At 69.1% G+C, this 13,283-nt stretch carries 14 protein-coding genes and 1 rRNA gene; 5 read left to right on the forward strand and 10 right to left on the reverse strand.

What is annotated here, in order from left to right; translation table 11 throughout:
- Window positions 1-34 precede the first annotated feature (34 nt).
- Window positions 35-604: an ArsR/SmtB family transcription factor gene (locus NLX83_RS21675; RefSeq protein ID WP_254236907.1), complete on the reverse strand. Its 570-nt coding sequence runs from the start codon at window positions 602-604 to the stop codon at window positions 35-37.
- A 112-nt stretch (window positions 605-716) separates the two neighbouring features.
- Here NLX83_RS21675 and NLX83_RS21680 point away from each other — a divergent pair, with 112 nt between their 5' ends.
- Window positions 717-1,163, forward strand: coding sequence for a hypothetical protein (locus NLX83_RS21680; protein WP_254236908.1), 447 nt, complete (start codon window positions 717-719; stop codon window positions 1,161-1,163).
- Here the strand turns inward: NLX83_RS21680 and NLX83_RS21685 are convergent.
- The 3 genes from NLX83_RS21685 to NLX83_RS21695 all read right to left on the reverse strand — a co-directional run bounded on the left by NLX83_RS21685 (window position 1,160) and on the right by NLX83_RS21695 (window position 2,735).
- Window positions 1,160-1,408 carry a hypothetical protein gene (locus NLX83_RS21685; protein WP_254236909.1) on the reverse strand — a complete coding sequence of 83 codons (249 nt, stop codon included), beginning with the start codon at window positions 1,406-1,408 and terminating at the stop codon, window positions 1,160-1,162. The two genes, NLX83_RS21680 and NLX83_RS21685, sit on opposite strands and share 4 nt — an antisense overlap.
- A gap of 79 nt (window positions 1,409-1,487) precedes the next feature.
- On the reverse strand, window positions 1,488-2,204 hold the full coding sequence (locus tag NLX83_RS21690) for a GntR family transcriptional regulator (protein ID WP_254236910.1): 717 nt from the start codon (window positions 2,202-2,204) through the stop codon (window positions 1,488-1,490).
- A gap of 12 nt (window positions 2,205-2,216) precedes the next feature.
- Window positions 2,217-2,735 carry a UTRA domain-containing protein gene (locus NLX83_RS21695; protein ID WP_254236911.1) on the reverse strand — a complete coding sequence of 173 codons (519 nt, stop codon included), beginning with the start codon at window positions 2,733-2,735 and terminating at the stop codon, window positions 2,217-2,219.
- Window positions 2,736-2,802: 67 nt separating this feature from the next.
- Between NLX83_RS21695 and NLX83_RS21700 the strand changes: the two genes are divergently transcribed.
- From NLX83_RS21700 to NLX83_RS21715, 4 genes are all read left to right on the forward strand, one after another.
- The gene (locus NLX83_RS21700) at window positions 2,803-3,297 is read left to right on the forward strand and encodes a YfbM family protein (RefSeq protein WP_254236965.1); all 495 of its coding nucleotides are present in this window, start codon (window positions 2,803-2,805) and stop codon (window positions 3,295-3,297) included.
- A 200-nt stretch (window positions 3,298-3,497) separates the two neighbouring features.
- Window positions 3,498-5,438 carry a PEP/pyruvate-binding domain-containing protein gene (locus tag NLX83_RS21705; RefSeq protein ID WP_254236912.1) on the forward strand — a complete coding sequence of 647 codons (1,941 nt, stop codon included), beginning with the start codon at window positions 3,498-3,500 and terminating at the stop codon, window positions 5,436-5,438.
- A gap of 8 nt (window positions 5,439-5,446) precedes the next feature.
- Entirely contained in the window at window positions 5,447-6,670 is a 1,224-nt protein-coding gene (locus tag NLX83_RS21710; protein ID WP_254236913.1) for an MFS transporter, read from the forward strand.
- The gene (locus tag NLX83_RS21715) at window positions 6,667-6,924 is read left to right on the forward strand and encodes a hypothetical protein (RefSeq protein ID WP_254236914.1); all 258 of its coding nucleotides are present in this window, start codon (window positions 6,667-6,669) and stop codon (window positions 6,922-6,924) included. The genes NLX83_RS21710 and NLX83_RS21715 overlap by 4 nt, the downstream gene beginning before the upstream one ends.
- A gap of 27 nt (window positions 6,925-6,951) precedes the next feature.
- Here NLX83_RS21715 and NLX83_RS21720 read toward each other — a convergent pair whose 3' ends face one another.
- The 6 genes from NLX83_RS21720 to rrf form a co-directional block, all read right to left on the reverse strand.
- Window positions 6,952-9,969 (reverse strand): bifunctional [glutamine synthetase] adenylyltransferase/[glutamine synthetase]-adenylyl-L-tyrosine phosphorylase, encoded by a 3,018-nt coding sequence (locus tag NLX83_RS21720; protein ID WP_254236915.1) that lies wholly within the window; start codon window positions 9,967-9,969, stop codon window positions 6,952-6,954.
- 20 nt (window positions 9,970-9,989) lie between these two features.
- The gene (locus NLX83_RS21725; RefSeq protein WP_086825315.1) at window positions 9,990-10,214 is read right to left on the reverse strand and encodes a hypothetical protein; all 225 of its coding nucleotides are present in this window, start codon (window positions 10,212-10,214) and stop codon (window positions 9,990-9,992) included.
- Window positions 10,215-10,228: 14 nt separating this feature from the next.
- Window positions 10,229-11,371 carry an inorganic phosphate transporter gene (locus NLX83_RS21730; protein ID WP_254236916.1) on the reverse strand — a complete coding sequence of 381 codons (1,143 nt, stop codon included), beginning with the start codon at window positions 11,369-11,371 and terminating at the stop codon, window positions 10,229-10,231.
- A gap of 114 nt (window positions 11,372-11,485) precedes the next feature.
- The gene (locus NLX83_RS21735; RefSeq protein ID WP_254236917.1) at window positions 11,486-12,280 is read right to left on the reverse strand and encodes a type 1 glutamine amidotransferase; all 795 of its coding nucleotides are present in this window, start codon (window positions 12,278-12,280) and stop codon (window positions 11,486-11,488) included.
- A 10-nt stretch (window positions 12,281-12,290) separates the two neighbouring features.
- Window positions 12,291-13,199, reverse strand: coding sequence for a GNAT family N-acetyltransferase (locus NLX83_RS21740; RefSeq protein ID WP_254236918.1), 909 nt, complete (start codon window positions 13,197-13,199; stop codon window positions 12,291-12,293).
- 10 nt (window positions 13,200-13,209) lie between these two features.
- Window positions 13,210-13,283: ribosomal RNA gene (rrf, locus tag NLX83_RS42415) — 5S ribosomal RNA — on the reverse strand; the annotation flags it as partial.

Genomic DNA, 13,283 nt, shown 5'->3' on the forward strand with positions numbered 1-13,283 from the left:
TGCCGCCGAGTGGCCGCTCGGCGGCACGGGTCCTTCAGTTCCCGTCAGGATCGGGAAACGCGATGAAGCGCACGAGGATTCGCCGCGCGTCCGGCGGCAAGTCCTCCTGCGCGCGCCAGTAGCGCTTCAGCAGCGCCCGGTACTCGTCGAAGAACTGCGTGAACTCGGTTCGCGTCAGCCCCAACGAGCCTCGTGTGAACGCCACGGTGTCCGCCCACTCCGACTCCCCGAAGCGCTCTTCCTGATAGCGGCCCCACGCTTCGAGGTCCTCCGTGATCTGGACGCTCCGAAGCTCGGTCAGCTGCTTCACCGCTTCGGGGCTCAGCTCTTTCAGCGGCGGCGTGCGCAGGTCCCGCGGTCGTACGCGCCACCACCGCTCCTTCCCCCTGCCCAGCGTCGGGTCCTCTTCGACGAACCCGTGCCGCGCCAGCTCGCGCAGGTGGTAGCTGGTCACGCCGGTGTTCTTCCCCAGCGCCGCCGCGACCGTCGTCGCCGAGGCCGGACCGCGCCGGAGCTCGGCCAGGATGCGCCGCCGAAGCGGGTGTGCGAGCGCCTTGAACATGGCCGGATCGGCCATCTCCTCGGGCTGCGGTGGTGACGTCACGAGGCGAGGCTAGCGTGCACAAGAACTTGTGCACAGGTTCCTGTGCACACTTCCGGGTTTCCCCTGAGGCCGGTCAGCCCAGCTATGAACCAGAAACGCTATCGTTCACACGGTGCACAAGCTGCCCAGCGGGCTCACCGGCTTCGAACCGGCGCCACGCACGGACCTCAAGGCGCTGCGGGCCGCCTGCCACGACGCGGCCCGGCGCACACGCGGCCGCGTGATCGACATCGTTGAGGCTCAGATGGCGATGAGCTACCACGCCTTCGTCATCGGCTACCGCGACAGAACGCTGGCCGTTCTCGCGAACGCGTTCCACCCTCTCCTCGCCATCGCCGAGCCGCCGCACCCACGACAGTTCTGCCCACCGTTCCGCGAAGATCCCGACCTCGCCGCCGCTCTCGACGCCCACGAGCCGTTCCGCGTCCTGTCCACCGAGGAACTCGGCCGCCCTCTGTCCACTGTGGACCTGAGCGGTCTCACGGAGGCCGAGCACCGCGAACTCCGCACCTGGAAAGCGGCCACCGTCGGCGACGTCGTCTTCAACCACTGGGACTAGCGGGGAACAATCAGCGAATGCCTGCCCTCGGGCGGGTCGACAAGGTCCGCCAGCTTGGCGGCTTCGCGCGCCAGATCCCTGCAGAACCGGGCGAACGCCGCTCCCTCGCCGGGAAATGGTGGCGAGGACAGGGAGATGTTCCCGGGGTCCAGGTAGAGGAACAGCGCGTACTGCTCTGTGCCCGGCTTCTGTTTCACCACCGGACCCGAGTCCGGACCCGGCGCGCACCACAGGTTGAAGCTCATCGCACGTCCCCTCTCGTCCAGGGCGAGCTTACCTGTTTAAGGCGAAATCACTTAAACTTGCACCCGGACGGCGGACAGGTCAGGGAATCTGCTGGTGGTACCGCAGCAGGCAGAGGTGACTACCCTTCACCAGGACGGACACCTCGACCGGACGCTGGTTCTCGGCGTGGACGACACGGAACTGGCAGACCACCGGCACGCCCCTCGGAAGGTCGAGCTCGATCACTTCCTCGGTGGTCGGCATGCGCACTGACACCTCATCGACGAACTCGCGCTGCGGAACACCCAGTTCCTCCAGCACTCGCGGCGCCCCGCCCTTGATCTTCCGGGCACTCGCCAGAGCGGTTCCACGAGCAAGATCAGCCGGGTAGTACGACCACGACAGCTCGACCGGTTCGCCGTCGTGGAACAACACCCGACGACGCACGAACGCGGTCCCCGACGAGCCCAGGTCGAGCGCCTCGACGACGTTCGCGGGAGGGCGGAGTTCCGCCACTTCGGGCGCGCCGTACGAATATCCGTGCAGCGACGGGGAGAAGTACGCGCCGACGTCCACGACCAGCGGCTCGCGTTCGCGCACGAAGACGCCTTTGCCCCGGTGGCCGACGAGAAAGCCCTCGTCCTTCAAAGCCGTCAGCGCCTGCTGGATCGTCGTCCCGGCGACGTCGAACCGTGAAGCCAGGTCCTGCGTGATCGGAAGCTGTTGTCCGGGCGCGAGATCACCCGACATGATCTGGGCTCGCAGCTCAGCCGCGATCTGGTGGTGCCGAGGCCGGCCATCTCCTCGCTTGACCACGAAGCGTCCTCCTCAGACGGACAGCTGATAGCGAAGACGACGACCCACCGCGGTCATTCGCATGACACTCACCTCGAAGACCTTCCCCGCGCACAGTGAACGACGGACCAACTGGAGTACTGGCCCTCCACGCAGATCGAGCCGCTCGCGTTCCTCATCGGTCGGATTGTGCGCGGAGACGTCCTCGACCACCTGCTCGACGCGGTATCCCAGCTCGGCGAGCAGCGTTACCGCGCCACCGCGAATCCTGCGAGGCTCGGCAAGACCCGTGCCACGAGCCAGAGAGGCCGGGTAGTGGGAGTCCGTCAATTCCACGGGGCGCTCGCCCAAGAGCATCACGCGGCGTCGGACAACCACTGGCGCACCACACGGAATCTCAAGCGCCGCAGCGATATCCGATTCGGCAGGCAACTCCGCGACCTCGACGAGCCGTTGCTTCCCCACAGCACCGTGCCGAGCGGCCTCAGCCGCCCACGGATCACCACGCGGGGTCAGGTACGGGGTCGAGACGCTGAGCCACTCATCGGTCATGCTCCATCTCCACCTTATGCGGTTGTGCCACAAACCAGCCTACGGCTTGTAGCCTGCCCCCGTGGGCATGGAAGGCAATTACCTCCGGGTCTCCCAGGAGGAGCTGGAGCGGGCGATCGACGACCCGAGCGGGTTCTACGACGACGCCCAGGACCTCATCGACGAGCAGGAGGAGGCCGACCTCCCGCCGGAGCGGGCGCGCCACCTCAGCACGCACAAGGCCTGGCACGCCATCGCCTTCCTCCTCGGCCGCGCCGAGTTCCACGTGGACGTCGTGCACGGCGAGGGCGAGATCGCCGAGGACGAGGACTGGGGCTACGGCCCGCCCCGCCACCTCAGCGCCGAGCGGGTCGAGGCGGCGGCGGAAGCCCTGGCGGGGATCGACTTCGACGACCTGGTCGACGGCGTGGACCCGAGCGAGCTGACCGAGGCCGATGTCTACCCGTTGCTGTGGGACGACGAAGACGCGTTCGAGTGGGTACGCCATTGGTTTACACCGCTGCCCACGTTCTTTTCGGCGGCGGCCGAAAATGGCGATGCCATCATCGTCTGGATCGGCTGAGCAGCGGTTATAGCGCCGTGATCGAACCGGTCACGTTCCCGTGCTACGCATCGCACGGCTCAATGTAACGAGGCTCTCCATCCGCGCGTCTTGTCTGGGTTCTACTTGCTAGTACCTTTTGCGTGTCGCCCAGGAAAACATTGCGGAAAGAGGACGAGTTGTACACCGGTGCCGTTGAGACGGACGTCACGAAACATTCGATGGTCGGCGAACGATTGACGTTGGCGGCCTTCGACCAGCTTTCCGGGACACTCTCCGGTTACCGCTTCGTCAAGCTCGTCGTGGACCGCGAGCGGGGCACGATCCACTTCATCAACCACGCTGAGCAGCGCTTTCACGCCGAGTACATCGCGACTCACATTCTCGACATCTCCACCGAGGAGATGTACGCGAAGATCGACTCCTTTAATCAAATTTTTTATCACGAGCCGGATCGGCGCTTCTGCCTCGGCCTGCTGTCGCTGCACGATCGGGACGGCGACCGGTTCCTGGCGCTGGAGACGGTCGAGGTCGACACGATGCCGGCCGAAATGATCAAGTACTTCTACGGGTTCGTCCGGGACAACGTCGACGCCGCGCTTCCGCTGGTGTTCAAACCCGCGTCGCACCTCCAGGAACGCCACCTGCTCGACATTCCCGCCGTCGAGGTCCCCCGCATCCAGGCGCACGAGCTTTTCGCGAGCACCCGCTTCGTGCCGCTGAACGCGGGCACCACCAAGGGACGGCTCCGCGCCTTCCGCACCCAGGCCGAGTACCGCGCCGCCGCGGAGTCGCTGGAGTGGTTCGACATCATCGCGATGGACCGGGTGCCCGACGACATCCCCCGGCTGGCCGGAGTGATCAACAGTGAGCCGACGACGCCGCTGTCGCACACGAACGTGCTGGCCTCCGGCTGGGGCATCCCCAACGCCGTGCAGCTCGGCGCGATCGAGCTGATCGACGAGCGCGGCCTGGACGGCGAGTGGGTGGAGTACGGCGTCGACGCGGGCTCCACCGAGATCGCGCTCAAGCGCGCCGAGAAGCCGGCCGACCTGCCCGAGCCCGCGTGGCGCAGCGCCCAGATCACCTTGGAGGAGCCGGAAACCGACGCGACCCCGATCGTCGCGCTCGACCAGCTCCGGATGCGCGACGCGCACCGCTACGGCACGAAGGCGGCCAACCTCGGCGAGCTGGGCCACGTGCTGGCCTACGGCTCCGAGCGGCTGCTCGGCTTCCACCGGGTCCCGCGCCCGCCGCGGGCGAACCTGCTGATGTACGCGGCGAAGCAGCTCGGCGTCCCGGAGAGCGCCGACCTCAACCAGGCGGCATGGCAGCTGCTCACCGACCGCGTGAGCATCCCGCGGGGCATCGCCGTGCCGTTCTCGGTGCAGCGCCGGTTCCTGGAGTCCTCGCCGCGCGTCCAGCAGGCGATCGGCAAGCTCAAGATGGCCCTCGAACTGGGCGCCCGCGAGATCGACCCGCTGTGCATCGAGCTCCAGCGGCTGGTCAGGTCGACCAGGATGCCGGAGGACCTGCGGCAGGAGATCGACCGCGCGATCTTCGCCAGCCTCGGTGGTGTGCAGCGCTTCGTCATCCGCAGCTCCTCCAACGCCGAGGACCTCGCCGGGTTCTCCGCCGCGGGCATCTACGAGTCGGTCAACCAGGTCGCCACCGCCGACGAGGTGTTCACCAGCGTCAAGCGGGTCTGGGCGTCGCTGTTCTCCTCGCGCAGCGTCCGGCTGCGGCAGCAGGCGGGCATCTCCCAGGACGACTCCTACATGGGCGTGATCGTGCAGGAGGAGGTCCAGGCGCCGATGGGTGGTGTGCTCGTCACGTGCAACCCGATGAGCCGCGCGGACTTCCGCAACGTCTACCTCAACGTGTCCCGGCAGTCGGTCGCCGAGGTGGTCTCCGGCGACTCGGCGCCACTGCAGTACCTCTACAACACCGTCGAGGGCGGCGGCCGCACGGTCTCGCTCGGTGACGCGGGCGAGGACCTGGACGAGCAGAGCCGGAACCTGTTGCAGCACTTGGCTCTCGCGGGCCGGTTCCTGCAGTCGCACTTCTCCCCCGACTACACGTTCGGCACTCCGATGGACATCGAGTGGGTGGCCGACTCCGAGCGCGTGCACATCGTGCAGCTGCGCCCGTACTCGAACTGAGGACGGTCATGCTGAAGTCGAGGCCGGTCATCCGGCTCATGATCGGGTTCCAGCTGTTCTTCGGGTTGTTGCTGTGGACCCCCATCTTCTTCGAGTACCAGCGGCAGCTGGGCATCTCCGTCGCCGACATCCTGGCCATCCAGAGCATCTACTACGTGGCGTTCTGCCTGCTGGAGATCCCGACCGGGATGATCGCCGACCGGATCGGCTACCGCCGCTGCATGCTCGCGGGCGGCGTGGTGCTGGTGGTGTCCAACGTGATGCCGGTGTCGGTGCCCTCGTACTGGGGGTTCCTGGTCCACTTCCTGCTGATCGCGCTCGCCCGCTCGCTGGTCTCCGGCGCCTCCAGCGCCTACCTGTACGAGTACATGACCGCCAACGGCGAGCGGGAGCAGTACAAGCAGGCCGAGGGCAGCGCCCGCTCCTACAGCCTGGTCGGCAAGGTCGTCGGCTGGCCGCTGGTCGGCCTGGCCATGCAGCTGGAGATGACGCTGCCGTACTGGCTCACCGCGGTCAGCGCGGTCCTCGCGGTGGTCATGGCGTACCGCCTGCCGCCGCTGCCGGACAGCGTCCGCAAGCCGACCGCTCCGGTGATCACCTCGGTGCGCGAGTCGCTGGGCCTGCTGCGCCGCACCCCGATGCTGCTGCTGTTCATGGCGCAGGGCGTCGCGGTCTTCACGCTCGGCCGGATCTGCCAGGTGAACCTCTTCCAACCGATCCTCACCGCCGACAGCGTCCCGCTGGTCGCGCACGGCATGGTGATGTCCGCGATGAGCGTGTTCGAGGCGCTGGGGTCGGCGCGGCCGGGGATCATCCGGCGCTACCTGACCGACTCCCGCGCGGTGTTCGTGCTGACGATCGTCATGGCGGGCACCCTGGCGCTGACCGTGCCGGGGCACTGGGTGGCCACGGTGGCGGCGTTGTGCGTGTTCGCGCTGGCCATGGGCCTGTCGTTCCCGATCCAGCGCCAGCTGATCAACGACGCCATCCCGCCGACGCCCTACCGCGCCACGCTGCTGTCGATCGAGTCGATCATCGACCGCGGGGTCTGCGCCCTGGTCGCGCTGGCCCTGGGCAGCTACCTCGCCGAGGGCGAGCTGGCGGAGTTCCTGCTGCTGTCCGCGGGCGCCTCGGTCGTGCTGATGGCGATCCTGCTCGCGGTGCTGCCCCTGGTCCGGCGGCGGGTCGCGGCCGGTGGAAAGGATGCTGACCAGGTACTGTCCGCCCCGTGACCGAGGTCTACGAGGAACCAACCAGGATCGTCACCCACTACTTCGACAACCTCGCCGACGCCGTGGAGGCGCTGGAGGCCACCGAGCGGCTCAGCCTCGGGGTGCGGCTGCACAACCGCACCACGCCGGAGACCGACCCGGACGGCACCGAGGTCCTCGCGGAGGAGTGGGTGGTCGAGGTCTACGACGCCCCGCCGATCGAGAGTGAGGACGACGACTCCGACGAAGACGAGGAATCGTCCGACGACGAGTAACCGAAGGGGCCGGGAACGGCCCCTTCTTCATGTGTAGAACAACCGCTCGACGGCCGCCCGCGCCCGCCGCGTCGTGCGCCGGTAGGTGTCGACGAACTCGCCGGGGTCCATCGAGGCCGAGTACCCCAGCGCCCGCACGGTGGCCGCGAGCTCCCGCCCCTGCGACGGCACCTGGTCGGTGGGCTTGCCCCGGACCAGGGTCACCGCGTTGCGGGCGCGCGTAGCGAGTTTCCACGCCCCATCAAGCACTTCGACGTCCTCCGGGCCGATCAGCCCGGCAGCGCCCGCGGCCGCCAAACCGTCCACAGTGGACGTTGTGCGCAGCTCGGGAAGGCGGTGCGCGTGCTGGAGCTGGAGCAGCTGGAGCGTCCACTCCACATCGGCCAGCCCACCGCGGCCGAGCTTGGCGTTCATCTTGGGATCGCCGCCCTTGGGCATCCGCTCCGACTCGACCCTGGCCTTGATGCGCCGGATCTTCACCACCTCGGCGTGGTCCAGCCCGCCCTCCGGATAGCGGATCGGGTCGATCATCTCCCGGAACCGCTCGCCCAGCTCGGCATCGCCCGCCACGTACCGCGCGCGCAGCAGCGCCTGGAACTCCCAGGTCTCGCCCCACTGCGCGTAGTAGGACCGATAGGACTCCAAAGTCCTTGCCAGCGGACCGTTTCGGCCCTCCGGCCGGAGGTCGGCGTCCACGTGCAGCGCCGGGTCCTGGCTCGGCGCGCTCAACAACTTCCGCACCTGCTCGGCGACGGCCGACGCGTACTTGACCGCGGCGCTGTCGTCGAAGCCCGCCAACGGTTCGCACACGAAGAGCACGTCCGCGTCCGAGCCGTAACCGAGCTCGTCGCCGCCGAGGCGCCCCATCCCGATCACGGCGAGCCTCGCCGCACGCGAACCCCGTTCCGCGCATACGGCCCGCTCCGCCGCGTCGACCGCGGAGCCCAGCACCGCGGACCACACATCGCTCAACGCGTGGCACACAGCGGGAAGTTCAATCAGGCCAAGCAAATCCGCGCACGCGACGCGCAGCAACTCGTGGCGCCGCAACGACCGCGCCGCGATCACCGCCTGAGCCGGGTCCGCGTGCCTGGCGACCGCGCTGCGCAAGGACTGGGCGACCTCCGCCGGATCGCGCCCCGCCAGCTCCTTGGTGTTCGCCAGCAGGCGCAGCACCTCGGGCGCCCGCACCAACAGGTCCGAGATGACCTTCGCCGTGCCGAGCAACGTGGCCAGGCGCTGCGCGACCGCGCCCTCGTCCCGCAGCAACCTGAGGTACCAGGGGGTGTTGGCCAACGCCTCCGACACCCGCCGGTACGCGAGCAGTCCACCGTCCGGATCTGGCGTGCTGGCAAGGAGATCCAGCAGGACAGGCAACAGCGCGCCCTGGATCGCCGCTCGCCGCGACATGCCCTCGGTGAGCGCCTGGATGTGCCGCAGCGCCCCCTCCGGCGAGGTGTAGCCGAGCGCCGCGAGCCGCTGACCGGCCGCCTTCGGCGTCAGCCGCAGCTCCTCGGTCGGCACCCGCGCCACGGCTTCGAGCAGCGGCCGGTAGAACAGCTTCTCGTGCAGCCGCCGAACCCTGTTGGCGTGCCTGCGGAACTCGGCGACCAGAACCTCGCCGCTGCTGCGCTTGCCATCCGCTCGGATACCGGAAGCCCTTGCCAGCCAACGCAATGACGCACGATCGTCGTCGGCGGGGAACAGGTGCGTCCTGCGCAGCCGCTGGAGCTGCAACCGGTGTTCGAGCAGGCGCAGGAACCGGTAGGAATCGCTCAGCTCCGCCACGTCGGCGCGCCCGACGTAGCCGCCTGCACCCAACGCCGCCAGAGCGTCCACAGTGGACTGTTCGCGCAGGTCCTCGTCCGTGCGGCCGTGCACCATCTGCAGCAACTGCACGGCGAACTCGACGTCGCGGAGGCCGCCACGGCCGAGCTTCAGCTCGCGCTCGCCGAGCCCGACCGGCACGTGCTCCTCGACCCGCCGCCGCATGGCCTGCACGTCGGCGACGAAGTCATCGCGGTCGGCGGCCGTCCACACCTTCGGCCGGACCGCGTCCACGTACCGCCGCCCGAGCTCAAGATCACCGGCGACCGGCCTGGCCTTCAGCAGCGCCTGGAACTCCCAGGTCCTGGCCCACCGCTTGTAGTACGCGACGTGCCCGTCCAAGGTTCTGACGAGCGCGCCCGCCTTGCCCTCCGGTCGCAGCGCCGCGTCGACCTCGAAGCACGCGGAACCCGCGATCCGCATCATCGCGCTGGCGAGCCGCGTGGCTTGGCCCATCTCCGAGTCGGGCTCAGCGACGAAAACAACATCGACATCGCTGACGTAGTTCAACTCCCGCGCGCCGCACTTGCCCATCGCGATCACCGCGAGCCCGCACCGCAGCGGCCCGACCTCAGCCGCACCAACGGCGAGCGCCGCCTGCAACGCGGCCACGGCCAGATCGGACAGGCAGGCCGTGATGTCCTCGTACTCGGGGACGGGCAGCGAAGGCTCCACCACGTGCGCCAGGTCCGCCGCGGCGATGCGCAGCAGCCATGCGCGATAGCGCGCCTTGAGCACGCGAACAGCCTCGGCACCGGGCAGCGTGGCGCTCGTGCCCTCCGGCGTCCCCGGATGTCCGATCCCGGGATCGGCGCCGACCACGGTCAGCAGATCCGCGATCAACTCCGCCTGGTCGGGCAGCTCCGTGGGCATCCGCCCGTCCAGCTCCCGCCACAGGTCCGGGTTCGCCGCGAGGAAGTCGGTGAGCGCCGTCGAGGACCCGAGCACCCCGAGCAACCGGCCGCGCACCCCGGCCTCGGTCGCGATCGCCCGCTCCAGCTCGTCCCAGCCCGCGCCGAGCGCGTCCCGCAGCCGGTCGAGCCCGCGCAACGCCAGGTCCGGATCAGGGCTCCGCGACAGCGCCCCGACCAGGTCGGCGGCGTGCTCGGCGGGCCCGCCCGCCTGCCACCAGCCGAACCCGCGGAGCTGTTCCTCGGCTCGTTCCTCGGTCAGGCCGAACCGCGCCGGCGACGTCGCCGCGTGTGCTCGATTGCTCATCAAGCACAACCGTAACCGGCTCAGCCGAGCACGATGACGTACAGGCCGTAGAGGACGACCGCGACGCAGCCGGCGAACGCGAACGCCGCCGCGGTGGTGCCCCCGGCACCGGAGCCGCCCTTCGCCTTGGCCTCGCCGCGACTGACGACGCCGCGGATGCCCGCGACGTACAGCACGACGAGCACGAGCACCGCCGCCAGGCTGGCCACGAAGACCTCGGCCAGCCCAGCCCAGTTGATGTTCACGTTTCGCTCCCCGCTCAGGCGGCCGCGCGGGCGGCCTGCGGACCCGTCTCGCCGGCGATCTCGTCGACGACGTGCTCCGGGTGGATGGGCTTGCGGCGCGCGGCGAGGTACAGGCCGATCGAGACGCCGATCCCGGCCAGCGCCACGACGATCACGCCGATGGTGCCGAAGGAGGCGATCTCCCCGGCCAGCGCGCCGACCACACCGGCGGCGGGCAGCGTGAGCAGCCAGCCCGCGGCCATCCGGCCCGCGACGCCCCAGCGGATCTTCGCGCCCTTGCGGCCGAGCCCGGAGCCCATGACACCGCCCGAGGCCACGTGCGTGGTCGACAGCGCGAACCCGACGTGCGAGGACGCCAGGATCACCGTGGCCGCGCTGGTCTGGGCGGCGAAGCCCTGCGGCGACTCGATCGTCGTCAGCCCCTTGCCCAGGGTCTGGGTGATCCGGCCGCCGCCGAGGTAGGTGCCCAGCGCGATGGCGACACCGGCGCTGACGATCACCCACACCGGCGGGCCGGAACCCGCGGGCAGCGAGCCCGCGGTGATCAGCGTCAGCGTGATGATGCCCATCGTCTTCTGCGCGTCGTTGGTGCCGTGGGCCAGCGAGACCAGCGAGGCCGAGATGACCTGCCCGATCTTGAACCCGTTGCCGACGACCTCGGGGGATGAGGTGTTCCTGGTCAGCCGGTAGGTCAGGAACGTGGCCAGCCCGGCGATGATCCCCGCGACCAGCGGCGCGGCGACCGCGGGCACCAGGACCTTCTCGGCGACCTTGGTGAAGTGCACCGCGTCCATCCCCGAGGCCACCCAGGTGGCCCCGATCAGGCCGCCGAACAGCGCGTGCGAGGAACTCGACGGCAGCCCGAAGTACCAGGTCACCAGGTTCCACATGATCGCGCCTATGAGCCCGCCGAAGATGATCGCCGGATCGATCAGCGCCTCGTCGACGATCCCGCCGGAGATGGTCTTGGCCACCTCGACCGAGAGGAACGCCCCGACCAGGTTCAGCACCGCCGACAACGCGACCGCGGTCCGCGGGCGCAGGGCGCCGGTCGCGATGGAGGTGGCCATCGCGTTGGCGGTGTCGTGGAAGCCGTTGGTGAAGTCGAAGGCTAACGCCGTGAGGACGACAACGATTACAAGGAGAGAGGCATCCACACTGATCCTCCGGCAGTGCTGACATCGTCGGACAAGACGCTACCGGGCCGGGGTGAGCGCGCTTGCGCCCACTCGGGTGTCACCTGCGCGTGTCTGTAGGGCAACTGACACAAGTCACACCAAAGGGAGGTTGCGGCCCAGACTTCCGTTGGGGCGCGGGCCTTCCTCGGCCAGTCGAACGAACCGTTGCGCGAAGGGCTCCCACGTTTCCGCCAGGTCCGCGTGGAGCTGGTCAAGCCCTTCCCTGGTGAAGCCACCGCGTGGTGCCCGCTCGGCCGCGTCCGGATCGGAGGCCGCCCAGTCCAGCACCATGTCGGTCGTGGTCTCGATGTGGAACTGCATCCCGTAGCCGCAGCTGCCGACCAGGAACGCCTGGTTCTGGCAGCGCGGCGAGGACGCGAGCAACTGCGCGCCCGCGGGCAGGCTGCTGATCTCGTCGGCGTGGAACTGCAGCACGTCCGGGGTCCACGGCAGGTCGGCGAACAGCGGATCGGTACCCACCGAGTCGCGCTTCGCGACCAGCCTGCCGCCGACCTCGGGTCCGTCCTCCATCGGCCGCAGCACCCCACCGGTGGCGGCGGCCAGCAGCTGCGCGCCGAGGCAGATCGCCAGCGTGGGGACGTTCCGCGTGACCGCGTCGGCCAGGAGCTTGCGCACCGAGGCCAGCCAGGGGTACCGCAGGTCGTCCAGCGCGCTCATCTCGCCGCCCAGGCAGACCACGCCCTGGTAGCCGTCGAGGGTGGCGGGCAGCGGCTGTTCCGACGCCACGACGACGTCGAGCTCCGCACCGGCGCCGCGGAGCCAGTCGGCCAGCGCTCCGGGCGGGTTCGTCCGCGACGGCTGAACGACCAGCAGGCGGGTCGCGCGCGCCGGTTCGCTGCCGCCGTTGGCGGGATCGGGCAGGGACATGCCCTAGAGCCTAGTTCCCTTGTCCCAAAAGGACATTCGCGGTGTCGTGCACAGGTTGATAACCAATGCGCTGGTAGATGGCGTTGGACACAGGATTGTCGATGACAGTGAAAAGAACCACACAGTCCGCGCCCGCGTCGAGGGCCCACCGCGACATGGCTGCGGTCACACCGGAGGCGTAGCCGTTCCCCCGCTGCTCGGGCGGGGTGTAGACGAAGCTCACCCGGCTCATCCCGGCCACCGCAGGCGTCGCCTGGGCGCAGGACACGGGCTGCCCGTCGACCTCCCAGACCAGGACCGTGGTCCCCATCTCAAGCGCCTGCCTGAGGCCTTCCTCCGAGGCCGGGAGATCGAAATCCTTGCCGAGCACGTCGGCGAAGAAATCCTTGCGCCACAACGAAAGCAGCTTCATGTCCTGCGCACGGGCCAACCTCGCCACACCTCGCACCGAAGGCGGCACGAGTGTGCCAAGCCGGTAGAGCCGTTCGCCTCGCTCCACCCGCCACGGCGCGCCGGTCAACTCCTGCCAGGCCCCCGCGAACGCCTCGGCGACAGCGGTCGGACCGTTGACCGATGGCAGGTCCGGCTCCAGCTCGCGCGTCTCGGCTGCGACAGCGCGAACCGCGGGCATCGGCAATCCGCTCAGAACGAGCGGGTACGGCGGGCTGCGGAACACGGCACCGGTGACGGCACCCTGCTCGTGAACGGTGATCAACGATCCAAGATCGCCTCGATGAGCGGTCCCGAGCCGCGGCACCAGCGCCGCGAGCGCGATCGTGTGTGCCGCCGGGTCAGTGAGGTAGAACGCCTTGGCGACATCCCAGAACTCACCCAGGTCGACGTGCGTGCGCAGCTCCATGCGCACGTTCTTACCCCAGACATGCCGATGGGGGAGACCGAATAAATCGGTCTCCCCCATCGGAAAGATTGTTCGGCGGCGTCCTACTCTCCCACACCCTCACGAGTGCAGTACCATCGGCGCTGGAGGGCTTAGCTTCCGGGT

The sequence above is a fragment of the Allokutzneria sp. A3M-2-11 16 genome, assembly GCF_024213555.1.
Lineage (GTDB): Bacteria > Actinomycetota > Actinomycetes > Mycobacteriales > Pseudonocardiaceae > Allokutzneria.